The sequence below is a fragment of the Acinetobacter sp. YH12039 genome (genome assembly GCF_013420015.1).
Lineage (GTDB): Bacteria > Pseudomonadota > Gammaproteobacteria > Pseudomonadales > Moraxellaceae > Acinetobacter > Acinetobacter amyesii.
In genome coordinates this window covers 1-24335 of record NZ_VOZA01000043.1, presented here as the reverse complement: position 1 = coordinate 24335, position 24335 = coordinate 1, and the positions used below count along the sequence as shown (strand labels likewise).

Sequence of the window (24335 nt, the reverse complement as noted above, 5' to 3'; positions counted from 1 at the left end):
AATGGGAGTGCATGAGCTGTGGTACAGCTCATGATCGAGATATAAACTCAGCTCTAAACATTCTTGCGCTTGGGCATAAGCGTCTAGCTGTAGGAATCACCCTCTTTTAAGGGGGTGAGGATGTCAATAAGTCTTTTTTAAGCATGGTTTCGCTACTTTTTTTCAGGGTAAAGCTACGCAAAATGCTAACAAAATTAATCTGACATAAATCACAGAAACTTTCTAATATTAAATGCAGTTCATATTATATAAAAAGATATACCAATTCATGATTTGCTTATTCATATAAAAGATAAAGGCAAAAAAAAGCCCCTGCAAAGCAGAGGCTGATTTCAAATGAGATGTTAAATGCTTAATCCAAACTATCCGCAGGAATACGCACCCAGCCTTCCATTAAGACACGCGCACTTCGGCTCATCACGGCTTTTTTAACGACCCACTGACCATTTTCATAAATTGCTTGCGCACCTACACGTAGCGTCCCAGACGGATGTCCGAAACGCACAGCTTCTCGCTCCCCACCACCCGCGGCTAAGTTCACAAGCGTTCCCGGTATCGCCGCAGCTGTACCAATGGCAACTGCCGCTGTGCCCATCATGGCATGATGCAGTTTCCCCATCGACAAGGCACGAACCAATAAGTCCGTATCTTGTTCTGAAATTTGTTTAGAACTCGAAGATGTATAGGCTTTCGGTTTTGAAACAAATGCAATCTTTGGGGTATGTTGACGCTGTTCTGCTTCAGCAATATCTGAAATCAAACCCATTTGCTGCGCACCATAAGCACGGATTTTTTCAAAACGGGCCAATGCCTTGGCATCACCATTGATTGCATCTTGCAGTTCAGTGCCGACATAACCAATATCTTCTGCATTTAAGAAAATCGTTGGAATACCTGCATTAATGAATGTTGCAGGGAAACTGCCTTCATCGGGTACGGTTAAAGTATCGACCAAGTTCCCTGTAGGGAACATAGCGCCGCCATCTTCACCATCATCTGCGGGGTCTAAAAATTCAATTTGAACTTCAGCTGCTGGGAAGGTCACACCATCTAGTTCAAAATCACCGGTTTCTTGTACTGCACCATCAGTAATAGGTACATGCGCAATAATGGTTTTTTGAATATTGGCTTGCCAAATACGAACCGTACACAAGCCATTTTCAGGAATACGTGATGCATCAACCAGACCATTTGCAATGGCAAATGCACCAACAGCTGCCGTTAAGTTTCCGCAGTTACCGCTCCAGTCTACAAATGCTTTATCAATCGACACTTGTCCAAATAGGTAGTCGACATCATGCTCAGGCTGTGAACTTTTTGCCAAAATAACGGTTTTACTGGTACTTGATGTTGCTCCACCCATCCCATCAATTTGTTTGCCATAAGGATCTGGACTGCCAATCACACGTAATAAAAGTTGGTCGCGAACTTTTCCAGCTTGTTGTGCTGCAAGCGGCAAATCATCTAGCTTGAAAAATACACCTTTACTAGTACCACCACGCATATAAGTCGCTGCAATTTTAATTTGGGGAGCAAAACTCATTTTTATTGAATCCTTAATCTTTATCATTGTGTTTTGGCAGAGCGTTTTTTCTGCGCTTTTGCATCATACAATGTTTAATTGAAGTTTTAACAATCACATGACTTAAGTATAAAAAAACAACATTCGATACCTTTTCCATATAAAGCCAAGTATAAGAATTTCAATTAAAATAAAATTAATCTATTGATTCATAAATTTTTAATTCAGCATTTAAAACCAAAAATAGGTTATCAAACCTATAAATATTTTTCATAAATTTTGAGCTACTAGGCTATTCATTCTCTATACATTACAATTACCAAAATTAAACCATTCTCGGGAAGAGTAACTTGACTACCAATTCCTCCGAACTCAAGCGTGGCTTAAAGAATCGTCATATTCAATTGATTGCCATGGGTGGTGCAATTGGTACAGGCTTATTCTTGGGCTCAGCGCATGTGATTCAATCTGCTGGACCATCCATTATTCTTGGCTACGCCATTGGCGGTTTGATCGCCTTTCTAATTATGCGTCAGTTGGGTGAAATGATCGTCCATGAACCTGTAGCGGGTTCATTTAGCCATTTTGCATATAAATATTGGGGGAAATTTCCAGGTTTCTTAACAGGTTGGAACTACTGGATTCTCTATATTTTAGTGGCAATGACAGAACTCACCGCTGTTGCGAAATACATCAATTACTGGTGGCCTCATATTCCAGCATGGGCATCTGTACTGTTCTTCTTCGTGATCATTACTTTAGTAAACTTAGGTAATGTGAAGTTTTATGGTGAATCTGAGTTTTGGCTGTCGATTATTAAAGTCACTGCAGTTATTTCGATGATCGTATTTGGTTTGTATTTGCTACTTACAGCAGATGCCAACTCTACAGCATCATTTACCAACTTATGGAGTCAGGGCGGCTTCTTCCCAAATGGTTTTGAAGGCTTATTCTTCATGCTAGCTTTCTTGATGTTCGCCTTCGGTGGTATTGAACTGATTGGTATGGCGGCAGCGGAAGCTGAAAATCCAAAAGAAACTATTCCTAAAGCGATTAACCAAGTTGTTTTTCGTATTTTGATTTTCTACGTGGGTTCTTTGACTATTCTATTATCACTTGTGCCATGGAATCAGCTTGAACTAGGTGGTTTAGACAAAAGTCCATTTGTGATGATCTTTAGCCAACTGGGTATTGATTGGGCTGCACATTTACTGAACTTCATTATTTTAACTGCAGCACTGTCTGTTTATAACAGCGGTATGTATGCCAATAGCCGTATGCTTTACAGCTTGGCGAAGCAAGGTAATGCACCAAAAGTTTTCGCAAAAACCAACAAAAGTGGCGTGCCAATTCCAGCAGTATTACTTTCTGCAGTACTGATTTTCGGTTGCGTACTCTTAAACTACTTCGTACCTGAAGATGCGCTAGGTCACTTAATGTATGTGGTGGTTGGTGCGCTTGTTCTGAACTGGGCGATGATTACCATGACTCACTTACAGTTCCGTCGTGCAAAACGTATTTTGAATTTTACAACGTCTTATCCTGCACTTTGGGCGCCAGTCAGCAACTACATCGTTCTGATCTTTATTGCATTAGTTCTCTTTATTATGTGGACTCAGGGCTTTATGGAATCTGTTCTGATGATCCCTGTTTGGATTACAGTCATGTTATTAATGTTTAACTATCTTAATCCTAAAGATTTGAGCGACATTGACCCCAATGAAGTTCATAAAGATTAAGTAATTTAAAAAGTTATTGTTTCGGCAATAACTTTTTTTTTAGCTAAAATAGGAGTACATTAGCCTCCGTCTTGCGCTCTTAGCTTAACTGGATAGAGCAGTTGCCTCCTAAGCGACCGACGTGGGTTCGAGTCCCGCAGAGCGCACAATTTCTGAGATATCCCTCCTCCCTGTATTTGTAATCCCCCATATACCAATAAATATAAAGAAAGAACCTTTCACACTAAAAACCCATCAATTACAGTTTTTAACTTAGTTATTGTTTTTACAAAGATTACTATTCAAAGACTATTTTTAAGAACAGTTAAATAGCGCTTTAAAATGTGCTAACCACCTACCTCTCAATGCAAAAAACGACACATAGTATGGTCCATAAGGCCAAAAATTCAATTTATGACTGCTCATATCAAAATTTTTTCAATTTTTTTCTAGGTTTAGAAAATAATGCGCTAAATAAAAATATTAAATAATAATCAAAATGTTATATATACTAATTAGTACTTTTACTCTAAAAATAGCAACTTTTAGCCATATTTTTCAATCTAGAGCATTTACTCTTATTTTAATTGTGCTATTTTTGTCACATGGAGTAACAATTAAGCCTAAGAGTATTAAGAAGTTTTCCATAACGAATATATGCAGTAACCATAAAAATCAAATTCGTATCTCAAGGAATGACGAAGAATGAAATTAAAAACTTTAGCTACAGCCATGATTCTTGCTTCAGTTCCAATGACAGGTGCTTTTGCTGCAGCAATGGACCGTTCAGGACAATCTATTTCTGCATTTTTACAACCAGGGAACTATTTTGAAGCAGGTATTTCAGTTCTAGATCCTACAGTTTCTGGTAAAGAAGCTGGTGAAACAGCTACACGTCGTAATATTGAAGACATGGGTGATGATTATTACTTCCCTTCAGCCGCATTAAAACTACAATTAACAGATAAATTTTCATTCGGTCTTCTATATGACCAACCATTTGGTGCCGCTGCTGAATATAAAGGTAATAATGCTTTTGTTTCACAAGTTTCTGACACGATATTACCTCAACCACTATTAGACAGCATGGTTCGAAATGAAGTTACTCAAACTTTAAATCAACTTACAAGTACACAAATTGTAGGTTTAGCAGCGCAAGGCTTGCTTACACAACAAGGTATGTCTCCAACAAACCCAGCTTATAATGCTACTTTACAAGCAACCGTGACAGGTATAATCACTCAAGCAGGTGGTAATGTTGATACAGCTGCTGCTGCAGTACGTCCACAAGTTGAAGCTGGGGCATTTACTCAAGGTCAACAGCAATTACAACAACGTTTAGATAATGCAGGTGTTGCTCTAGGCCAAGGAAATACAAAAGTTTCTGTAGACACTCAGAACTTAGCTTTTGTTTTTGGCTTCCAACCTACGCCAAATTGGAACATCTATGCTGGTCCTGTTTATCAAACAGTTAAAGGTAGCGTAAGCCTACGTGGTCAAGGCTATAGCATTTTTAATGGCTATGACTCAAACATTAAAGAAACTGGTGATCTTGGTTGGTTGGCAGGTGTTGCTTACCAAATTCCAGAAATTGCACTTAAAGCTTCTTTAACATATCGTTCTGAAATTGACCATGAAACGACAATTCGCGAAACAATTCCAACTGCTGGCGCGTTAACGCTACTTGGTCAAAACCCTGCAGATGTAGTTGGAGCTAAGGGCACTTCAACGATTACTACACCTCAGTCTGTAAACCTTGATTTCCAATCCGGTATCATGGCTGACACCGTTGCATTTGCAAACGTGCGTTGGGTTGAATGGTCAAATTTCGCAATTCGTCCATACCAATTCGGTTTAATGTCTGAAGCAGTTGGACAATTACCAGCAGTTAACCGTCCGAACGGCTTTAACTTAGTTGAATATTCTGAAGACCAAATTTCTGCAACAGTTGGTGTTGGTCGCAAACTTAGCGAACAATGGGCTGGTAACGTATCTGTAGGTTGGGACTCAGGTGCTGGCAACCCTGTATCAACACTTGGCCCTACTGAAGGTTACTGGAATGTCGGCTTAGGTTTACAATTTAGTCCTGCACCGAATTACTTCATTGCTGGTGGCGTGAAATACTTCATGCTCGGTGATGCAAAATCTCAAACAGCTGCTCAATTTGGTGAAGATAGCCGTATTGTTGGTGAATTTGAAGATAACGATGCTTGGGCATACGGTTTAAAAATCGGTTACCGCTTCTAATTTAAATATGATTCGGGCCATAGTTCGCTATGGCCCTAACTTTTTATTCTTTCCCTATCTTGTTTGATCAAACAATAAACATTTAAATTTACTAAAACATTTATCAAAAACTAAGCTTTTTACTCTAATTTTTCATTTAAAAATCATAAAGATAATTATCAAGCACTAGAATAAACACTCTAGTCATGCTCATTTTTTAACTTCCCTAGTTCAATTTTAGAGTAGCAACTCTTATTTACTGTTTTTCTATTTATGTTACTTTCCACACATTGAAATAACATCAAAAGTTACAAACAGGGAAAAGTATGCGCTTAAATCACCTTAGCTACGCAATTTTACTTACCGCTTTACCAACAGCATCATTATTTGCAGCGGGTCTAGATCGTTCAGGTCAGTCTATTTCAGCATTCTTACAACCTGGTAACTATGCAGAAGCAGGTATCACTGTTCTAGATGCAGAAGTAAAGTCAAATGAACTTAATGTCGATGACATGGCGAAGTCATATTACTTCCCTTCCGCTGCTGTCAAAGTACAAGCGACTGACAAAATTTCACTAGGTTTAATTTACGACCAACCATACGGTGCAGAAGCTGAATATGATGCTGCATCGCAAGTATTTGGTAATGGTGCTCAAGGTACATCTGTAGATGTTAAAACTGAAAGCTTAACTGCCCTAATTGGTTACCAACCAAACGAAAATTGGAACTTTTATGCAGGTCCAGTTTGGCAAACTGTAGAAGCCAATATCAAACTACGTGGTGCTGCTTATGGTGGTAATGCCAAACTTGGTACTTATAACATCGAAATGGAACGTGAAGAAGCTTATGGCTGGTTAGCAGGTGTTGCTTATTCGATTCCTGAAATTGCATTAAAAGCGGCTATTACCTACCGCTCTGAAATTGAACATAATACAAAATCCAATGAAACTACGCTTCTACCGTATCCATCTTTAAGTGCGCTGACATCATCTGTTGATGCAACAACACCTCAATCAGTTAACTTAGATTTCCAAACAGGTATTGCTAAAGATACGCTAGCATTTGCCAATGTTCGTTGGGTACATTGGAGCCAGTTTGCGGTTAAACCAACTTTACTTGGTAACGTAAGTTCAATTCCAGCACCTCATGTCCGTCAAAATCTTATTGATTACTCAGACGACCAATGGTCAGCTAATGTTGGTGTAGGCCATAAATTTAACAGCAAATGGTCTGGTTCTGCATCTGTAGGTTACGATTCGGGTGCTGGCAACCCTATTACGACTTTAGGCCCTGTTGAAGGGAATTGGAATGTTGGTCTAGGTGGTCAATATAGTCCTGCTGAAAACTATTTCATCCAAGCAGGTGTTAAATACTTCTGGTTAGGTGATGCTACTGCTCAAACTGGTGGTAATCCAGTAGGTGAATTTGAAGATAACCATGCGCTTGGCTATGGTTTGAAAATAGGCTATCGCTTCTAAGTTGTTAGAACAGCTTTGCATTAAACAAGAAAGGGCGCATAAGCGCCCTTTTCTATAACCAGCTATACAGAATTAAGCTGGAATATCACGAACTGAAGCATTACGAATCGCTTCTTTTAATGCAGCATAGCCATGAATTGGTGGGAATTGTGGAAATTCTGCAATCACATTGTCAGGCGCATCAAATAAGAAACCCGCATCTGCTTCACCAAGCATCGTCGTATCGTTATAAGAATCACCTGCTGCAATCACCCGGAAGTTTAACCCATGCAATGCTTGAACGGCTTTACGCTTTTGATCAGGTTGACGAAGCTTATAAGCTGAGATCATACCATTTTCATCAGTTTCTAATTTGTGGCAGAAAATCGTTGGCCAACCAAGTTGCTGCATTAATGGATGTGCAAACTCATAGAAAGTATCTGAAAGAATAATCAATTGAAAATGAGTACGCACCCACTCTACAAACTCTTTTGCACCTTCAAATGGCCCCATATCTGCGATTACGTCTTGAATATCGTTTAAACCCAAACCGTGTTGTTTTAGGATATTTAAACGCTGAGTCATCAACACATCGTAATCTGGAATGTCACGAGTCGTTGCTTCAAGTTCTTTAATGCCTGTTTTTTTCGCAAAATTAATCCAAATTTCAGGTACTAAAACCCCTTCTAGATCTAAACAAACGACTTCCATGCACTCTACCCTCTGTTATGTGAAAAAAATTTTTCAATATCATAGCGGAAGAATAAAAAAATGCATTGTTCTTTTTTAAATCTATTTTTTTCATAAGTATCTATTTTTTAGTGATAAGTGTGTTTTAGCATTTCCATTAAAATAGTTCTGAAATAAATTAATATAGGTTTTAACGTTCCAAGCCTATAGCCAGGACATTCATGACTACCATCCCTACTATTGACCTTGTCGATGCACTTGCATCTGAATATGCAGATAAATCACCTTCTGAGATTATGAAACTTGCGCTTAGCCAGCAAGGTGAAGTTGCGATTTCCTTTTCTGGTGCAGAAGATGTTGTACTGATTGATCTTGCATCGAACTTAGGGATTCCTTTTCGTGTATTTAGTTTAGATACCGGTCGCTTACACCCTGAAACTTACCAATTTTTAGATACTGTCCGTAAACATTATAAAATTGATATTGAAATCTGTTTCCCAGAAAGTGATGCCGTACAAAAACTGGTAACAGAAAAGGGCTTTTTTAGCTTCTATCAAGATGAACATAAAGAATGCTGTGGTATCCGTAAAGTACAACCTTTGCGTAAAAAACTAGCCACTTTAGATGGCTGGATCACAGGTCAACGTAAAGACCAAAGCCCAGGCACACGTAATGAAATTCCTGTGGTACAAGCAGACCCCGGTTTTTCAGGTCCGGGCAAGCAATTGATTAAATATAATCCTTTGGCAAACTGGTCTAGCGCTGATGTCTGGAACTATATCCGTCTAATGGAAATTCCATATAATCCACTACACGAACGAGGCTTTATCTCGATTGGCTGTGAACCATGTACTCGACCTGTTTTACCGAATCAACACGAACGAGAAGGTCGCTGGTGGTGGGAAGATGCAACCCATAAAGAATGCGGCTTACACGCAGGCAACATGAAAAAATAAAGATCACAAAACCACTGCATAGCAGTGGTTTTTTTCAACGCATCGATACACATAATTCCGTATCATTTCAACGTAAAAACGCTATACTGCAAATGACAATTTAATAATTCTAACAATGCTACTCATACATGAGCAGCTGTAGAAATTGCAGTGAGGCAATCAACGCTATGCGTCCATTACATCCTATTGATTTCATATTCTTAAATTTAGAGAAACGGCAACAACCGATGCACGTAGGTGGTCTATTTTTATTTCAGATCCCTGACAATGCACCAGATACTTTTATTCAAGATTTAGTCGCAGATATTCGTAATTCAAAATCCATTCCCATTCCTCCTTTTAACAATAAACTCAACGGCTTCTTTTGGGATGAAGACGAAGAGTTTGATTTAGATCATCACTTCCGCCATATCGCACTGCCGCATCCCGGTCGTATCCGTGAACTTTTGACTTATATTTCACAGGAACACAGTGCGCTGATTGACCGTGCAAAACCGCTTTGGACCTGCCATATTATTGAAGGCATTGAAGGCAATCGTTTTGCCATGTACTTCAAAATCCACCACGCGATGGTCGATGGCATTGCAGGTATGCGTTTAGTTGAAAAATCACTTTCGCATGACCCAGATGCTAAAAGAATTGTGCCACCATGGTGTGTAGAAGGCCCTCGTGCAAAACGCCTGAAACAGCCTAAATCCAGTCGTATGAAAGGTCTGTTATCGACCATTAAGGGACAACTTGACTCAACTCCACGAGTTTTGTACGAACTGTCACAAACAGTAATGAAAGATATGGGGCGTAACCCAGATTATGTGTCTAGTTTCCAAGCGCCGAGTTCAATATTAAACCAACGGGTTAGTTCTTCTCGTCGTTTCGCTGCTCAGTCTTTTGAATTTTCACGTTTGTCACATATTGCCAAGTCACTCGGCGTAACAATTAACGATATTGTGCTCGCAATTTGTTCAGGCGCATTACGTGAATATTTAATTACACAAAATGCTTTACCTAAAAAGCCATTGATTGCCATGGTGCCTGCATCTGTGCGTACCGATGATTCAGATATGTCTAACCGTATTACCATGATTTTGGCCAATCTTGGAACCCATAAAGAAGATCCGCTAGAACGGTTGAAGATTGTGCGTCGTAGTGTGCTCAATGCCAAAGAGCGCTTTAAGCGTATGAACTCGAATCAAATTTTAAACTACAGTGCTTTTGTCTACAGTGCAGCAGGTTTAAATATTGCATCAGGCTTCATGCCAAAACGTCAGGCCTTTAACTTGGTCATTTCGAATGTTCCCGGCCCACAAGAGCCGTTATATTGGAATGGTGCACGTTTAGAAGCGCTCTACCCTGCGTCTATTGTTTTGGATGGTCAAGCGCTTAATATCACCATGACCAGCTATTTAGATAAGCTTGAAGTTGGTTTAACCGCATGTCGTAATGCGCTGCCAAAAATGCAAAATTTACTGACGCATTTGGAAGAAGAAATTCAACGATTTGAAACTATTGTGAACCAAGATTCCCCAAAGTTACAGGCGGTTAGCTAACCGCCTGTTTCTAGATTTGGTATCAATTCATCAGCATCTTGAACCATACATAATGATAAAAACCCGTCTAAATTGAACAATCTAGACGGGTTTTTAGTATTTGAACTTTGATTGATTTTTTGGAGCAATTTATGTGTATAAGCTAAAATTTAGGTGAACAAATCCGTTGCTATTGTTTAATTATGACTTGTAGATACGAACTGATAATTAAGTTTATTTTCCATTATTTATAAAATTTTAGCGCATTAAATATTTTAGAATTGCGCGTTAGCACTTTAACCCTCTGGATTACATTATTTATATTTCAATATTTAAGCTTTAATTGCTCGGCACTGTTTAAGTAACTGATGACAAGCAGAACGAATCATAGACGCTGTAATTTGAACCTCATTACCACGCTCATCCACGATATAACCTGAATGGATCGCTTTTGCTTCAACAACAGTTTTAAGACCACTTTTCATTACTGTTTTACTAACACCCATAGTACACCTCTTTTTGCTAAGCCATTTTCAAGTCCAATGCAGGAAAATGGCTTTGGCTATTTGATGTGTCTAGTATTCAAAATAACAGTTCAAAAGTAAAATCTCAGTTGTAACAAGTGTTTAACGATATTCTGTTACAATTTCAGCTCAGAATGATATCGTATTGCTCTTGCGTATATAAATTTTCCACTTGGAACTTGATCACACGGCTAATAAAGTGCTCTAAATCAGCTACCGCAGGTGCTTCAGCAGTTAACAATCGGTCAATCACCGACGGATGTGCCACCACGGTAAAACCACTTTGTGACTCATAAGCACGTGCATATCTCAAGATTTCACGGAAAATTTCATAGCAAACTGTTTCAGCCGTTTTCACATAACCACGCCCCTGACAGGTCGGGCAAGAATCACAAAGGAGATGCTCTAAAGATTCACGGGTGCGTTTCCGAGTCATTTCCACCAAACCCAGCTCAGACACTTGAGTGATCTTGGTTTTAGCATGATCGCGCTCAAGCATTTTCTCAAACTGGCTCATCACTTCTTCACGATGATGTGCTTCTTGCATATCAATGAAGTCAATAATGATAATCCCGCCCAAGTTACGTAGTCGGAGCTGACGTGCAATGACCTGTGTGGCTTCCATATTGGTTTTAAACACAGTGTCTTCAAGCGAACGACCACCAACGTAGGAGCCAGTATTGACATCAATCGTGGTCATCGCTTCAGTTTGATCGATCATCAGGTAGCCGCCAGACTTAAGTGCTACACGTGTCTGTAAGGCTTTCTGAATATCCTCTTCGACATTGTACAAGTCAAAAATTGGACGCTCACCTGGATAATGCAGTAAGCGATTTTGCATACTCGGTACAAATTCTTGGACAAACTCTTGCAATTTGCCATGTACTTCGCGTGAGTCGACCTGAATTTTAGACGTTTCTTCGTTGGCTAAATCACGGATGACGCGTTGTGGTAAAGGTAGCTCTTCAAAAATCAAAGATGGTACGACAATACTGCGTTGTTTACGTTGTATGTATTCCCACAGTTTTGCTAAATAGGCCATGTCCTGCGCAATTTCACATTCAGGAATACCTTCGGCAGCAGTACGAACGATGACTGAACCCGGTAAGTTGTGTTCCTTTTGAATGCGTTCAATCATGCTACGCAAGCGATCACGTTCTTCTTCAGACTCAATGCGCTGTGAAACACCGGTATGACTGCCATATGGCATTAAAACAAGGTAACGAGAAGGAATAGAAAGATCAGTTGATAGTCGTGCACCTTTGGTACCCAACATATCTTTCATGACTTGTACGGTGAGTACTTGCCCTGGTTGTAACAGCTCAAAAACATTCGGGGTTGGTTGATTGCGCTGCCAGACCATATCATTGATATGTAAAAAAGCCGTTCTCGACAATCCAATATCAATAAAAGCAGCCTGCATACCCGGAAGCACGCGAACAACTTTCCCTTTATAAATATTGCCCACTAACCCACGCTTCACGGTGCGTTCAACAAATAATTCATTGACCGTACCGTTTTGAATCAACGCCACACGACATTCCATCGGTGTGACGTTAATCAACAACTCGTCAGACATATCAAAACTCAAAACATTATAAAAATTCTTGTGTTGCAGCAGTTAATTTAATGCCTTAACTGTCTGTAATAACTGTACGGTTTCATGCAAAGGCAGCCCAACAACATTGCTGTAGCTCCCTTCAATACAAGGAATATAGCGCGCAGCAATTCCTTGAATAGCATAGGCTCCCGCCTTGCCGATTGGTTCACCTGTTGCCCAATAGCTTTCCATGTCAGCTAGACTTAGCGTTTGAAATTCAACCTGTGTACGCACTACTATACTGTATATTTGATCTTTTGTACTGACACAAACACCTGAAAACACATCATGTTTTCGTCCAGAGATCATTTCCCACATAGAAAAAGCATGTGCTTTCGACGCTGGTTTTCCTAAAATGTGCTCATCAACGCCTAAACTGGTATCGGCGGCAATAACGATAGCATCAGGGAATTGTTGTTGTACTGCGCAAGCTTTGGCACGTGCTAAACGCTCTACATAATCCGCTACAGGTTCTCCTTCCAACACGGACTCATCAATATCTGGACTGAAAATGTCAAATTCCAGACCCAATTGTTGCAAAAGTTCGCGTCGTCGAGGAGAACTCGAAGCTAAAATTATATGCGCCATTTTCTCAGGAAGTAATAAATGATTGGCCAAATGAGTAAGCTAGTAACAATTGGCTGCCAATGGCGAGCAAATGAAAACTGTGCCCCACCCATCACTTGAACAATCCACACAAACAGTAAATGCGCGAAAATTGCCATTGCAGCAATAATCCATAAATTACCAAATGTGAGGATACGACGTTCACGGGTTAAAAAGCGTGTCACAAATGCAATGACCACAAAACTCAGTGCGTTCATGCCAAAAGGCGCATCAGTTAATAAGTCGGTAAATAGACCTGTGGCAAATGCAAACCAAACACCGCACCATGTCGGCTGACAGAGTACCCAAAATAGCATGATCATCATCATGAATAATGGGCGCCAACCCGATAGGTCATAAGAAAGCGGATACACCATCAGCACGGATGCCAAAATGATGGAAAAGATAATCGGAAATAATGGGTCGCGCTCTGTATGACGACTAAGCTTAGCGAGTGACATGCGGTTGCTCCATCGCTAAAGAATCGGAAAATAGCACAACCACATGATGACCACCTGCCAATTGGGCAGCAGGATTGATATCAATTTGGGCAAATTCACCGCTATTGTGACGACTGACTTTCGAGACTGTCCCTACCAAATAACCCGCTGGGAAATGTGCCCCTAACCCTGAGCTATAGACTTTTTCACCGACTTTGATATTGGCACTGGTTGGCACGTATTCCATCTTAAGTCGACCTAAGTCACCTGTACCCGTAACGATTGCGCGCATACCGGTATGCTCCATCCGCACGGATAAAGAGTGCTCTTTGTCTGAGAGCAACATGACACGGCTACTATGCGGGTAAACATTGATAATTTGCCCCATAATGCCCTTGTCATCGAGTACAGTTTGTCCCACTTTAAGCTGACTGCTGGCTCCACGGTTAATCACAATAATATGACGTAAGGGATCAGCATCGGTACCAATGACTTCGGCAATCTCCATACGACCATCAATAATGAGTGGTGTATCGAGCAGTCCACGCAGTCGAGTATTTTCAGCAGAAAGTTCAGAAAGTTTCTGTAAACGGACTTGAGCCTGAATTAACTCTGCTTGCATCGCGGTATTTTCACGACGTAATTGAGCTTCAGACTTGGTTTGTTGATTCAGCCATTCTCGCGATAACACTGGATAGCTTGCAAGGGCATAAATTGGATTATATGCCGCATACAAGACGTCTCTGGCCGGTTGAATTACATGCGGCATGCGCCAATCAAAGAAAAGCACCACCAAGCATGTAATCACCGCAATGATAAATGAGCGAAAAGATGGCGGTTGTCTTGAAAACAGTTGCGTTTGCACCCGCCGAGTCCTTTTCTTAGCCTACAAATAACATGTCATGATTTGGGTTATCGAAGAATTCGAGAACCTTACCACCACCACGTGTAACACATGATAGTGGATCTTCTGCAACCACGACAGGAAGACCTGTTTCTTTTGCAAGAAGCTTATCAAGATTGCGAAGTAATGCACCGCCACCAGTCAACACAATACCGCGTTCTGCGATGTCTGAAGACAACTCAGGTGGCGTTTGCTCTAGTGCAGATTTAACCGCAGCCACAATGTTTTGCAGTGGATCAGAAATCGCTTGAGTCACTTCATCAGAAGTTACGGTAATCGCACGAGGTACACCTTCAGCCAAGTTACGACCACGGACTTCGATTTCCAAAGGTTTTGCACCTTCTTCTGGAAGCGCCATACCAACTTCTTTTTTGATGTTTTCTGCAGTGGTTTCACCAATCACACAACCATGTGCTTTACGCACGTAGTTAATGATTTGTTCATCAAATACATCACCACCGATACGTAGTGAGTCTGCATAGACACAACCTTGAAGTGAAATGATTGCGATTTCAGTTGTACCACCACCAACATCGACAACCATCGAACCACAAGCTTGCTCAACAGGCATACCTGCACCAATTGCAGCAGCCATCGGCTCTTCAATTAAGCGAACTTCACGTGCACCTGCATTGTATACAGCTTCACGGATTGCACGGCGTTCCACCAACGTCGATTTACATGGCACACACACCACGACACGTGGTGCAGGTTGGAATAAACGCTTTTCATACCCTTTGGTAATAAAACGATTCAACATGGTTTCAGTGACTTCAAAGTCTGCAATCACCCCATCTTTCATCGGACGGATGGCAGAAATATTGGCTGGTGTACGGCCCAACATTTGTTTTGCATCAAGACCGACCGCAGCAACGATTTTTTCTGAGCCACTATGACGGATCGCCACAACCGTCGGCTCATTTAAAATGATGCCTCGTCCTGGCGCATAAATAAGTGTATTTGCAGTGCCTAAATCAATGGCAAGATCCGGCGAAAACAAGCCAATTAGTCGTTTTAGAATCACGGGGACGTTCTCAGTTAAACTTTTATATGGACGCAAGGTGGCAACTTTAACTAAATGTGATGATTTGAACAAGTCAATCGCTTATTATAAGCCACGATATTTTGAATTTTTTTAATACTGATTAGGTAATGTTATGTCTACATCGGATGCACAGCATTCTGCAGATCTAAATGCACAAACAGTTTCAGCGATTGCCCATCTGGCTCGATTGTCGCTAGATGAAGCGCAATCTGCTGACTATGCTCAAAGTTTAAATAAAATTTTAGGCATGATGGAAACCCTGAAAGGCATCGATACTGACGGTGTTGAACCACTAAAAAGTCCATTCGACAATCCACAGCCCTTACGTGAAGACGTGGTATCTGAGACCAATCATCGCGAAGCATATCAAGCAGTTGCTCCTGCCGTACAGGATGGCTTGTACCTTGTTCCGCGTGTGATTGAATAGTTTTTATTCAGATCAACATTTTTTCAAATTAAACGTAAAGAAATATTTCTCATGACAGATTTACATCGCTTATCAATTCGTGAATTGTCTGAAGGTTTGGCTGGCGCTAAATTTTCTTCACGCGAATTGACTGAACACTATTTAAAACGCATTGAAAAAATCGATGCTCAAGTCAAGTCATACGTGACCGTGACAGCTGAACAAGCACTTGCGCAAGCAGATGCGGCTGATGCTGCAATTAAATCAGGCAATGCAAGTGCGTTGACTGGTGTACCAATTGCACATAAAGATATTTTCTGTACCCAAGGCATTAAAACCACTGCTGGTTCTAAAATGCTGGACAATTTTATCTCTCCTTACGACGCGACCGTTGTAGCGAAAGGTAAAGCTGCGGGCCTTGTCACTTTAGGTAAAGTGAACATGGATGAATTCGCCATGGGTTCAACCTCTGAAAATTCATTTTATGGCGCTACGGCTAACCCTTGGAACTTAAACCATGTTCCGGGTGGTTCTTCAGGCGGTTCTGCTGCGGCTGTAGCAGCTGATCTTGCTCCATTTGCAACAGGTACAGATACAGGCGGTTCAATCCGTCAGCCTGCGTCTTTCTGTGGTTTGACTGGTCTTAAACCGACTTACGGTCGTGTTTCTCGTTTCGGTATGATCGCGTATGCATCATCTTTAGACCAAGGCGGCCCAATGGCACGTTCGGCTGAAGACTGTGCTTACCTCATGAACGTGATGGCAGGTCATGATGCGAAAGATTCAACTTCTGTTGAAAAAGACGTAGATAACTACGTAGCAAACTTAAACGGCACTTCTGTAAAAGGTTTACGCATTGGTATTCCTAAGCAGTACTTTAATGTTGCTGGTTTAGATGCAAACGTCAAAGCACGCGTTGAAGAATCACTGAAAAAGTTAGAAGAAATGGGCGCAACATTGGTTGAGATTGATCTCACCATGACGGATGCTTATGTTCCAACTTACTACCTGATTGCTCCTGCTGAAGCATCTTCAAACTTACAGCGTTTTGATGGTGTACGTTATGGTTATCGCTGTGAAAATCCTGTGGACTTAATGGACTTGTACAAACGTTCACGTTCTGAAGGTTTTGGTAAAGAAGTTCAGCAACGTATCTTGATTGGTACATACGCGCTTTCTGCGGGTTACTACGATGCTTATTATGTGAAAGCACAAAAAGTACGTCGTTTAATTCAACAAGACTTCTTAAAAGCATTTGAATCTGTAGACGTGATTGCTGCCCCTGCTGCACCGACAACTGCATATAAGATTGGTGCAAACCTGTCTCCTGTAGAAATGTACTTAGGTGACATCTACACCATCGCAGTGAACTTGGCAGGTCTGCCTGCGATTAACGCGCCTGTTGGTTTTGACAAAGACAATTTGCCTGTTGGCTTACAGCTGATTGGTAATTACTGGTCAGAGTCTCAATTGTTGTCTGTGGTGCATCAGTACCAACAAGCAACCGATTGGCATACACAACGCGCTGCAATTGCTGAGGAGAATGCATAATGGCTAAAAACGCTGCGAAACCAAAATCTAACCTGATTGATGGTTGGGAAGTGGTGATTGGTATCGAGATTCACACTCAGCTTGCAACCAATACCAAAATTTTCTCAGGTTCATCGACTACGTTTGGTCAAGACCCAAATACGCAAGCGAGCCTAGTTGACCTTGCAATGCCGGGCGTATTGCCTGTACTCAACAAAGAAGTGGTTGATCTTGCAATTCGCTTTGGTTTGGGTATCGATGCTTACATCGACCAAGCTTCTGTATTTGCACGTAAAAACTATTTCTACCCTGACTCTCCAAAAGGCTACCAAATCAGCCAAATGGACAACCCGATTGTGGGCTTGGGTCATATCGACATTCAACTTGAAGATGGTACGGTTAAGCGCATTGGCGTAACACGTGCGCACCTTGAAGAAGATGCTGGTAAATCGATCCATGACCAATTTGAAGGTCAATCTGGTATCGATTTAAACCGTGCAGGCACACCTTTACTTGAGATTGTCTCTGAACCCGATATGCGTTCGGTTGAAGAGGCGGTTGCCTACATTAAAGCGATTCACACGCTTGTTCGTTGGTTAGGCATTTCTGACGGTAACATGGCTGAAGGTTCATTCCGTGCGGACTGTAACGTGTCTTTACGCCGTCCGGGTCAACCGTTTGGTACACGTTGCGAGCTTAAAAACCTCAACTCATTCCGTTTCATTGAACAAGCGATTAACGTTGAAATTGAACGTCAAATGGAAATCTTGGAATGGGATGGCACCATCGACCAAGAAACACGTTTATTCGACCCTGTGAAAATGGAAACGCGTTCAATGCGTTCGAAAGAAGAAGCGAACGATTACCGCTACTTCCCTGACCCTGACTTGTTGCCTGTTGTGATTGCAGATGCACAAATTGAAGCAGCTCGTGCTGCCCTTCCTGAGCTGCCTGCTGCACGTCGTGAGCGTTTTGTAGCTGACTTTGGTGTGACTGAGTACGATGCTCATGTGCTTACACTTACTCGTGAAATGTCTGAGTTTTATGAAGACGTGGTAAAAGCTGCTGGCGGTGCTGCGCAAGGTAAAGTGGCTGCTAACTGGGTCATGGGCGAATTCTCAGGGGCTTTAAACAAAGCGAGCCTAGAACTTGCTGACTCTCCTGTAACAGCAGAAAAACTTGGTGGCATGATTGCACGTATTGTGGACAACACGATTAACGGTAAGATTGCGAAGCAAGTATTCGGCTTTATGTGGGAAGAAGGCAAAACTGCGGACGAAATTATTGCTGAAAAAGGCTTGAAACAGGAAACTGATACAGGTGCGATTGAAGCAATTATTAAAGACGTGCTTGCTGCTAACGAGAAGATGGTTGAAGAGTTTAAATCTGGAAAAGAGAAAGCCTTTAACGGTCTTGTTGGTCAAGTGATGAAAGCAGCAAAAGGTAAAGCAAACCCTGCGCAAGTAAATGAATTGATGAAGAAATTGATTGGTTAAGGCTGATCTTTCTTTAGAAGAAAAACCCGCGAAAGCGGGTTTTTATTTAATATGCAACCATACATATAATTTCAATAATTCAGTTTCTATCACTTATTTAGCTTAGCATTCATCAGCTCTTATTTGGTATTCAAATAGGAATTCTCCTGCCACATCATAATACATAAATTTCTCAATCATGTTATTAACTTTATAATGGACATGTTTTTTTACTTGATTACAGAATATTGATTTCAAATTGTGTTTGTTATTATTAAAATACTCTACACTTTGATCTGAAAGATTATTTTTTTCGATTGAAAGAGAATAACTATAAGCAGACATACCTTTTAATTTTAAAGCTTGAGTCATTAGCACACCATCACCCATGTCTATCGGAGTGTGCCTATTAAGTTCTTTTGTTGTAGATCTATATAATTCATAGACAATGGGCTTATTTGTATACCTAAAATTTTTATCTAGAACCCCCTCTTTTTGCAAATTTAAATCATATTCGCTGGGTGATAATGATGGGATAGAGTTTAAATTTTTATCTAAAAAAAATTCATAAGCTTTTACACTTCCTCCAACTAACCCCATAATTCCAATTAATATAAGTCCATATTTTTCAAAGTTACTTTCTTTACTCATAATTCCTCTTTTATCAAATAATTGCATTAATTATTCTTAAACTAAATTTTCTTATGATTTTAAAATACAGCTAAACCACATCTAAGATATCGATTTTTCCATGCTAATAATTTTTTTAAATATAACCAAGCTTCATATTCCAATCAAAGTATTACAATTGCATGATTTAAACCTACAATCAATCCAATACTTCACACCAAAAACAACATGACCATCAAAAAAGTATCGTCTATCGCTAAACTCGAAGACTTAGGACGTGTTCAACTTTCAAAGTCTTTCTTTATGCGTGACTTCTGATACCCTCATCCCCCGCCTTCTCCCAATGGGAGAAGGAGCTTTCATTACGAATCATATAACAACATGAATTTAATATTGAAAGTCCCCTCTCCTTCAAGGAGAGGGCTAGGGAGAGGTTTTAGAAAATTATTAATGTGAGCGAGTTTTAAATTCCTATCCCGCAAAGGAGAGCTAATCATTAATACTTTAAAAAATTCTCCAACTCATTCGCCCTTTCTGCTGTCATATCCATGAAACAGCCAGCACTGGTTACACGTACAATTGAACCGCCATTCGGATCATAATAAAAGTTACAGTTCGCATCCCGATACTTCATCCATAAACGCTGTGTATTTTGCAGTTCTTTTTTACGTGTTGCGCTTAAGGTGTTCATCAAATTTTTATAAGCTTCATTTAAACGTATATCCTGACGTTTTGTTTCCGCTGCTGTGCACTCCACCATGCTTGCAGTCACACCGCCAGCTTTGTCCATACACGCTGTAAAATGCTTACTCAACGATCGGTCTTCTGCCTGTGCCATTTGTATAAAACCCAAAACAACCATCAGCGCGCATATAAATTGCTTAATCATAACTATCCCTTTATAAATTTATAGATACAAATGTCTTTACTAGGAATACCATTTTTATTTTTCCATTCATTTCCACACTAAAATAAAATAACAAAAACAGTGCACATATCCATACTAATTTTAAGCACTGTTCTATTTATAGAAAAATCTAATGCAAATTTCGCTCTGTAATCCATAAACACCACCTGCCTATAATTCAACCATGATTTAAAAAACCAGATATGAATAGGCACAAAAATGAAATCAACCATCTTAGCAGCACACCAATACGGCCAACCTGAAGTGCTCGAATTTGCACAATACGAACTGCCTCCACTAGCTGCAGGCATGGCACGCATTCACGTTAAAGCCTCTGGTATTAACCCCATTGACGCACGTCGCATGACAGGTGAATTTAAACATGCGGCCCTACCGCAAACCTTTGGTACAGAATATGCAGGCATCATTGCAGAAGTAGACAGCTCTCAAAATGAATGGACTGTTGGCGATGAAGTGCTCGGTTCAGGCGGTGCTTTTACCCATGCAACCGTGATTGATGTACCACTAGCAAATTTGATCCGTAAACCCCAAAATATTGATTGGTCTATTGCGGGAACAATTGCAGGCGCAGCACAAACGGCCATGACCATTTTAGATGAAACGGGCCCTGCTCAATCTTTACTGGTACATGGCGGCTCAGGCGGAGTCGGTTCAATTGTGGTACAGCTCGCAGTAGAAAAAGGCATTGAGGTTGTCGCAACAGCATCAGCAGCCAATCAAGACTATATTCGCAAACTAGTCGCTACACCTGTCACTTATGGAGAAGGTTTAGTTGAACGTCTAAAAGCAGTACATCCAACACCTTTTGATGTCTCTATTGATATGATCGGCTCGGAAGAAGCAACTCAATCCTCTCTTGCTGTGGTCAAAGTTGGCGGATTTATGGGAAGTATTGCAGCTAGAAAATTATCTTCAAATAAAATTCAGCCAGTATGGGTTAAACGTAACACTAAAAACTTACAACATGTCGTCGATGGAATTGCTGAAGGTCGTTTCACATGGACAGTCAGCCGTGAATATGAATTTAAGAATGCACAGCAAGCCTATGGCGATATTATAGAAGGTCATACCAAAGGTAAAAGTGTGCTGGTTTTTGAATAATTATTAGCTAATCCATAATGTAAATGAGCGCTAAACAGCGCTCATTTACATCATTATTTAACTTAAAAATATGTATTTCAAATTTAAAAACCTTATCGGGTAATACCCAATTTATTCCAAATTTCTGGGGTTAAAAATTTGGTCACCAATTTATTCAAATCGACATAACGGAGTACGCCTTGTAGTTGTTGTTTAATTTCAGGCGTCTTTAAAATTTCATCCCCAGTGATACTACCAAGCTCTTGAAAACTATCACCTACAGCCTGTAGACCATCAGCTTTAATCACGGCCTGCGTTTGTGTAGAACATTGCTCAACCAAGATTCGCTGCATCACTTGAGCCAGATTTTTATCGAGTTGCGTTTTTTGCGCATCACTGACATTACTGTATTGTTTTAAATCTGGATGCGCTGCCAATGCTGAAAAAGTCCATTGTAAAACTGCTGTTTTATCCGCCGCAGTGGTCGATTTCACTAAACATTGACTGAGCTGATCGACCGTCGGACTCGCCAAACTCACCTGAGTCGTCCCGAGCATCATGAGCGTCAATAAAGCCAAACCTGCTGGTCGGGAAAAACGTAGATGTATTTTTTTAGATAAACCGTAAGCCATAGACCAAACTCCCAAAACTTAAGTCACCTTTGTATCATGAAGTGCTGTATTTGCTGTTTGGTCTGTGTAACTCAACTATTCATTTTTGCTAGTCGGTGCATAGATGAGAGGATGAATCGTTGGCCTTCTATTCCAATACCAATAAAAATGTCCATGGGTATCGAGCAAACTATGGGTGGTCAATGTCGATTTATTGCTATCCCCTCGCCAACATGCAAGTGCTGCATTACGGTTATTATGTAGGTCAATAAACTCAGGATTCAAATATTTTGGTTTCGCAGGAATGTATAAAGCATCTCCCGGATTGACCCATAAATCTGCCAAGTAGATCTTGCCTAGATTTGGAAAATAGCGTCCTACTGAGATGACGAGTGGCAATTGATCCCGATCGGTCGCGCTAAATATATGCGGAAAATCATGGTGTTCTAAATCAGTAATGACAAATGGCGTTAAAGTTTTACAGCCATTTAAATTTGATGTTGCATTTTCATAAGGCAAATAATGCCCTGCCATCATGCCGTATTCATAATGAATTTCTGACAGTAGTTTTTGATTTGAATGAATCTGAATCGCTTCACCTGCATGGATTAGGGTGATGCCAAAAGCTGCCGCGGTTTCTCTGGTTGCCACCAATGGCATAAACTCGAAGTGTTGCTCTTCAAAATCAAGCTCCGTTTGCTCGCCCCAATCGGTAATTATCGTCGAAATTTCGGAAGGAACCGTGTAGGGATTTCCCATCGTCATTTGCGCATTGGTTGGTGACTCGGTAATTAAATGAATCCCTGCCCCAAGTGATGCTAAATATGTTGGATGCCCTCGATCATTCAAAAAGAAGGGTGTTTGCTCGATATTGACTGTAATCTCTGTTAATTCTCGGTCAAATAATGGTGCATTAAAATAAGTTTCATTTACTGAACTCATGGTTTTTCCTTATTATTTTGTAAAAACTTTGTCTGAGTACATGAATGGATCAGGATAAAAGCTTATTTCCCCAAATGGCTTTTATCCTGTTGAAGTTTATTTCATACGATTCAACATATTTTTTGCCCCTGCGTGGTTATAGTTGGTCGCTAAGTTTTGTAGGATGCCTTTTGCTCTTGCATTGGCGTTTGGATAACTTTTGCTATATGCAGGCACTGAGGTTAAGCATTTTGCAACGAGCATACCTGATTCAGCATAGGCTCTATTGGCATTTGCACCATTTAATTTGCCATAGCTATAAGCGCGCTGTGCATTATTACAAGCGGTGACTTGGTTTTTTCCGGCATTCAGATCGCGTCGTGCATTCACATATAAGCGCATTTGTATCTGCTGAGATGTTTCAGCAACTGGTTTCACTATAGGTTTGTTTTCAGGCTCTTTGGCTTTGGTTTCTTTTTTAGTCTCTACTTCTTTTTTTGCTTCATCTTTCGCATTGCTTTTTGTTGTCGTTGCTTTTGCTTTTGCTTTGCTTGGTGTGGCTTTTTTAGCTACAGTTTCTTCTTGTTTATTATAGTTTTTGCGACGTTCTTCGGGTCCAATAATTGCTGTATACAAACTCACTAAGCGGGTTTCAGAACGGTCATTTGATTTACGCTCTGAAACGGGTTCAATTGCAACCATCCAGCGTTGTCCATCTGCCTGACTACACTGAAATACGCCTGTGCCCTGTTTTATACTGCTATAGGTCGCTAATAATTTACGACTCCATGCATTTTTGACTTGGTTCAAATTGCTTTTATTCAGTTGAATAAATTTGCCATTTTTGGCTTGGCAGTAACTGCTCATATTTTGCTTGGGTATAACTGATTCTGCTTCCATATTTTTCTTTTGTGGCCCCCAATCATAGACGTATTCTTTCGCCTTCCCATTTGAGCTATTTAGCCCTTTTTGATTAATCACTTCTTGTGGTGATGCATAATGATTAAATGAATTTGGGTTTAAACTCTGCATGGTTGTACAACCATGTAATGCAAATCCAATACTCCCCACCCATAAAATTGCCTTTAAATTCACAGCAAAAATCTCAAAAAATTCACCCTTAAAAAATAGCGTAATTTAGTGCCTTTCACAATTTTATAATCTTGATTTTATTTATTATTTTTATAAATTTAATCACTAAAATCGTACACGTTTGAGATGTGTGCATATGTTGTTAATTTTAATTTGATGAATTTCACATTTTATTTAAGTGTATTTGTTTATCCTTGGTGAACGGTCATCATCGTTCCCTTTTAGGTTATTTCGCAAGCATTTATGTATCGCTATGTGCTTATCAAATCTGCCATCAGAACAAGCCTCTATTATTAATCATGATATAAAACTAGGCTTATCGTAAGCGTCCGCTGAACACACCTTATGAATTCATCCTATAAGCCTTAATTTAGTCCCCACTTAGAAACAAGTGGGGACTTAAATTTATGACTACAAATCATCAGACATCCATCGCATCTCTTGCGAA

The 24335-nt window shown here is 40.3% G+C and carries 23 protein-coding genes and 1 tRNA gene; 11 read left to right on the top strand and 13 right to left on the bottom strand.

What is annotated here, in order from left to right; translation table 11 throughout:
• Positions 1–110: zinc ribbon domain-containing protein (locus tag FTT98_RS14250; protein WP_179994364.1), on the top strand; the 110-nt coding region annotated here is incomplete at its 5' end.
• 242 nt (positions 111–352) lie between these two features.
• Here the strand turns inward: FTT98_RS14250 and prpF are convergent.
• A complete protein-coding gene (prpF, locus tag FTT98_RS14245; protein WP_180040408.1) occupies positions 353–1543 on the bottom strand; it encodes a 2-methylaconitate cis-trans isomerase PrpF in 1191 nt (396 codons plus the stop codon).
• Positions 1544–1872: 329 nt separating this feature from the next.
• Between prpF and FTT98_RS14240 the strand changes: the two genes are divergently transcribed.
• The 4 genes from FTT98_RS14240 (at position 1873) to FTT98_RS14225 (ending at position 6944) form a co-directional block, all read left to right on the top strand.
• Positions 1873–3261 (top strand): amino acid permease, encoded by a 1389-nt coding sequence (locus tag FTT98_RS14240; RefSeq protein WP_078189974.1) that lies wholly within the window; start codon positions 1873–1875, stop codon positions 3259–3261.
• Between the two features lie 73 nt (positions 3262–3334).
• A tRNA-Arg gene (locus tag FTT98_RS14235) sits at positions 3335–3407 on the top strand.
• 538 nt (positions 3408–3945) lie between these two features.
• Complete coding sequence (locus FTT98_RS14230) at positions 3946–5487, top strand: outer membrane protein transport protein (RefSeq protein WP_180040410.1); 1542 nt, start codon at positions 3946–3948, stop codon at positions 5485–5487.
• 305 nt (positions 5488–5792) lie between these two features.
• Positions 5793–6944 (top strand): OmpP1/FadL family transporter, encoded by a 1152-nt coding sequence (locus FTT98_RS14225; RefSeq protein ID WP_180004312.1) that lies wholly within the window; start codon positions 5793–5795, stop codon positions 6942–6944.
• A 72-nt stretch (positions 6945–7016) separates the two neighbouring features.
• Here the strand turns inward: FTT98_RS14225 and thrH are convergent, their stop codons facing one another.
• Positions 7017–7634: a bifunctional phosphoserine phosphatase/homoserine phosphotransferase ThrH gene (gene thrH, locus FTT98_RS14220; RefSeq protein ID WP_078189978.1), complete on the bottom strand. Its 618-nt coding sequence runs from the start codon at positions 7632–7634 to the stop codon at positions 7017–7019.
• 200 nt (positions 7635–7834) lie between these two features.
• Between thrH and FTT98_RS14215 the strand changes: the two genes are divergently transcribed.
• A complete protein-coding gene (locus tag FTT98_RS14215) occupies positions 7835–8569 on the top strand; it encodes a phosphoadenylyl-sulfate reductase (RefSeq protein ID WP_168379034.1) in 735 nt (244 codons plus the stop codon).
• A gap of 167 nt (positions 8570–8736) precedes the next feature.
• Complete coding sequence (locus FTT98_RS14210; RefSeq protein WP_168379035.1) at positions 8737–10116, top strand: wax ester/triacylglycerol synthase family O-acyltransferase; 1380 nt, start codon at positions 8737–8739, stop codon at positions 10114–10116.
• Between the two features lie 311 nt (positions 10117–10427).
• Here FTT98_RS14210 and FTT98_RS14205 read toward each other — a convergent pair whose 3' ends face one another.
• The 6 genes from FTT98_RS14205 to FTT98_RS14180 form a co-directional block, all read right to left on the bottom strand.
• Positions 10428–10601 (bottom strand): PA1571 family protein, encoded by a 174-nt coding sequence (locus FTT98_RS14205; protein ID WP_168379036.1) that lies wholly within the window; start codon positions 10599–10601, stop codon positions 10428–10430.
• A 142-nt stretch (positions 10602–10743) separates the two neighbouring features.
• Positions 10744–12198, bottom strand: a complete 1455-nt coding sequence (rng, locus tag FTT98_RS14200; protein ID WP_111885603.1) for a ribonuclease G — start codon at positions 12196–12198, stop codon at positions 10744–10746.
• Between the two features lie 42 nt (positions 12199–12240).
• A complete protein-coding gene (locus tag FTT98_RS14195) occupies positions 12241–12807 on the bottom strand; it encodes a Maf-like protein (RefSeq protein ID WP_180040412.1) in 567 nt (188 codons plus the stop codon).
• Positions 12795–13286 (bottom strand): rod shape-determining protein MreD, encoded by a 492-nt coding sequence (gene mreD / locus FTT98_RS14190; protein WP_180040414.1) that lies wholly within the window; start codon positions 13284–13286, stop codon positions 12795–12797. The genes FTT98_RS14195 and mreD overlap by 13 nt, the downstream gene beginning before the upstream one ends.
• Positions 13273–14130, bottom strand: coding sequence for a rod shape-determining protein MreC (mreC, locus tag FTT98_RS14185; protein WP_078189984.1), 858 nt, complete (start codon positions 14128–14130; stop codon positions 13273–13275). Before mreC ends, mreD begins: the two co-directional genes overlap by 14 nt.
• Positions 14131–14146: 16 nt before the next feature.
• Positions 14147–15193 carry a rod shape-determining protein gene (locus FTT98_RS14180; protein WP_180004320.1) on the bottom strand — a complete coding sequence of 349 codons (1047 nt, stop codon included), beginning with the start codon at positions 15191–15193 and terminating at the stop codon, positions 14147–14149.
• Positions 15194–15326: 133 nt separating this feature from the next.
• Between FTT98_RS14180 and gatC the strand changes: the two genes are divergently transcribed.
• The 3 genes from gatC to gatB are packed head-to-tail and all read left to right on the top strand — an operon-like array spanning position 15327 to position 18646.
• On the top strand, positions 15327–15641 hold the full coding sequence (gene gatC, locus FTT98_RS14175; RefSeq protein WP_078189985.1) for an Asp-tRNA(Asn)/Glu-tRNA(Gln) amidotransferase subunit GatC: 315 nt from the start codon (positions 15327–15329) through the stop codon (positions 15639–15641).
• 51 nt (positions 15642–15692) lie between these two features.
• Complete coding sequence (gene gatA, locus FTT98_RS14170; RefSeq protein WP_180040416.1) at positions 15693–17171, top strand: Asp-tRNA(Asn)/Glu-tRNA(Gln) amidotransferase subunit GatA; 1479 nt, start codon at positions 15693–15695, stop codon at positions 17169–17171.
• Positions 17171–18646, top strand: a complete 1476-nt coding sequence (gene gatB, locus FTT98_RS14165; RefSeq protein WP_180040418.1) for an Asp-tRNA(Asn)/Glu-tRNA(Gln) amidotransferase subunit GatB — start codon at positions 17171–17173, stop codon at positions 18644–18646. The genes gatA and gatB overlap by 1 nt, the downstream gene beginning before the upstream one ends.
• Positions 18647–18748: 102 nt before the next feature.
• Here gatB and FTT98_RS14160 read toward each other — a convergent pair whose 3' ends face one another.
• Together FTT98_RS14160 and FTT98_RS14155 are read right to left on the bottom strand one after the other, a co-directional pair.
• Positions 18749–19303, bottom strand: coding sequence for a hypothetical protein (locus FTT98_RS14160; protein ID WP_180040420.1), 555 nt, complete (start codon positions 19301–19303; stop codon positions 18749–18751).
• Positions 19304–19751: 448 nt separating this feature from the next.
• Positions 19752–20144 (bottom strand): lysozyme inhibitor LprI family protein, encoded by a 393-nt coding sequence (locus FTT98_RS14155; protein WP_180040422.1) that lies wholly within the window; start codon positions 20142–20144, stop codon positions 19752–19754.
• A 237-nt stretch (positions 20145–20381) separates the two neighbouring features.
• On the opposite strand from FTT98_RS14155, the gene FTT98_RS14150 reads away from it, so the two are divergent.
• Positions 20382–21284: an NADP-dependent oxidoreductase gene (locus FTT98_RS14150; RefSeq protein ID WP_180040424.1), complete on the top strand. Its 903-nt coding sequence runs from the start codon at positions 20382–20384 to the stop codon at positions 21282–21284.
• Between the two features lie 92 nt (positions 21285–21376).
• Here the strand turns inward: FTT98_RS14150 and FTT98_RS14145 are convergent, their stop codons facing one another.
• From FTT98_RS14145 to FTT98_RS14135, 3 genes are all read right to left on the bottom strand, one after another.
• Positions 21377–21823, bottom strand: coding sequence for a hypothetical protein (locus FTT98_RS14145; protein WP_180040460.1), 447 nt, complete (start codon positions 21821–21823; stop codon positions 21377–21379).
• 147 nt (positions 21824–21970) lie between these two features.
• Complete coding sequence (locus tag FTT98_RS14140) at positions 21971–22816, bottom strand: hypothetical protein (protein WP_180040426.1); 846 nt, start codon at positions 22814–22816, stop codon at positions 21971–21973.
• 96 nt (positions 22817–22912) lie between these two features.
• Positions 22913–23890, bottom strand: coding sequence for a hypothetical protein (locus tag FTT98_RS14135; RefSeq protein ID WP_180040428.1), 978 nt, complete (start codon positions 23888–23890; stop codon positions 22913–22915).
• Positions 23891–24335: the final 445 nt, after the last annotated feature.

Coding starts and splice junctions, on each gene's coding strand:
- gatC (WP_078189985.1), top strand. CDS start 15,327: ATGTCTACATCGGATGCACAGCATTCTGCAGATCTAAATGCACAAACA.
- thrH (WP_078189978.1), bottom strand. CDS start 7,634: ATGGAAGTCGTTTGTTTAGATCTAGAAGGGGTTTTAGTACCTGAAATT.
- FTT98_RS14155 (WP_180040422.1), bottom strand. CDS start 20,144: ATGATTAAGCAATTTATATGCGCGCTGATGGTTGTTTTGGGTTTTATA.
- FTT98_RS14195 (WP_180040412.1), bottom strand. CDS start 12,807: ATGGCGCATATAATTTTAGCTTCGAGTTCTCCTCGACGACGCGAACTT.
- gatA (WP_180040416.1), top strand. CDS start 15,693: ATGACAGATTTACATCGCTTATCAATTCGTGAATTGTCTGAAGGTTTG.
- FTT98_RS14145 (WP_180040460.1), bottom strand. CDS start 21,823: ATGATGCTCGGGACGACTCAGGTGAGTTTGGCGAGTCCGACGGTCGAT.
- FTT98_RS14225 (WP_180004312.1), top strand. CDS start 5,793: ATGCGCTTAAATCACCTTAGCTACGCAATTTTACTTACCGCTTTACCA.
- FTT98_RS14160 (WP_180040420.1), bottom strand. CDS start 19,303: ATGCAATTATTTGATAAAAGAGGAATTATGAGTAAAGAAAGTAACTTT.
- prpF (WP_180040408.1), bottom strand. CDS start 1,543: ATGAGTTTTGCTCCCCAAATTAAAATTGCAGCGACTTATATGCGTGGT.
- FTT98_RS14230 (WP_180040410.1), top strand. CDS start 3,946: ATGAAATTAAAAACTTTAGCTACAGCCATGATTCTTGCTTCAGTTCCA.
- FTT98_RS14150 (WP_180040424.1), top strand. CDS start 20,382: ATGAAATCAACCATCTTAGCAGCACACCAATACGGCCAACCTGAAGTG.
- FTT98_RS14215 (WP_168379034.1), top strand. CDS start 7,835: ATGACTACCATCCCTACTATTGACCTTGTCGATGCACTTGCATCTGAA.
- gatB (WP_180040418.1), top strand. CDS start 17,171: ATGGCTAAAAACGCTGCGAAACCAAAATCTAACCTGATTGATGGTTGG.
- rng (WP_111885603.1), bottom strand. CDS start 12,198: ATGTCTGACGAGTTGTTGATTAACGTCACACCGATGGAATGTCGTGTG.
- FTT98_RS14210 (WP_168379035.1), top strand. CDS start 8,737: ATGCGTCCATTACATCCTATTGATTTCATATTCTTAAATTTAGAGAAA.
- FTT98_RS14140 (WP_180040426.1), bottom strand. CDS start 22,816: ATGAGTTCAGTAAATGAAACTTATTTTAATGCACCATTATTTGACCGA.
- mreD (WP_180040414.1), bottom strand. CDS start 13,286: ATGTCACTCGCTAAGCTTAGTCGTCATACAGAGCGCGACCCATTATTT.
- FTT98_RS14205 (WP_168379036.1), bottom strand. CDS start 10,601: ATGGGTGTTAGTAAAACAGTAATGAAAAGTGGTCTTAAAACTGTTGTT.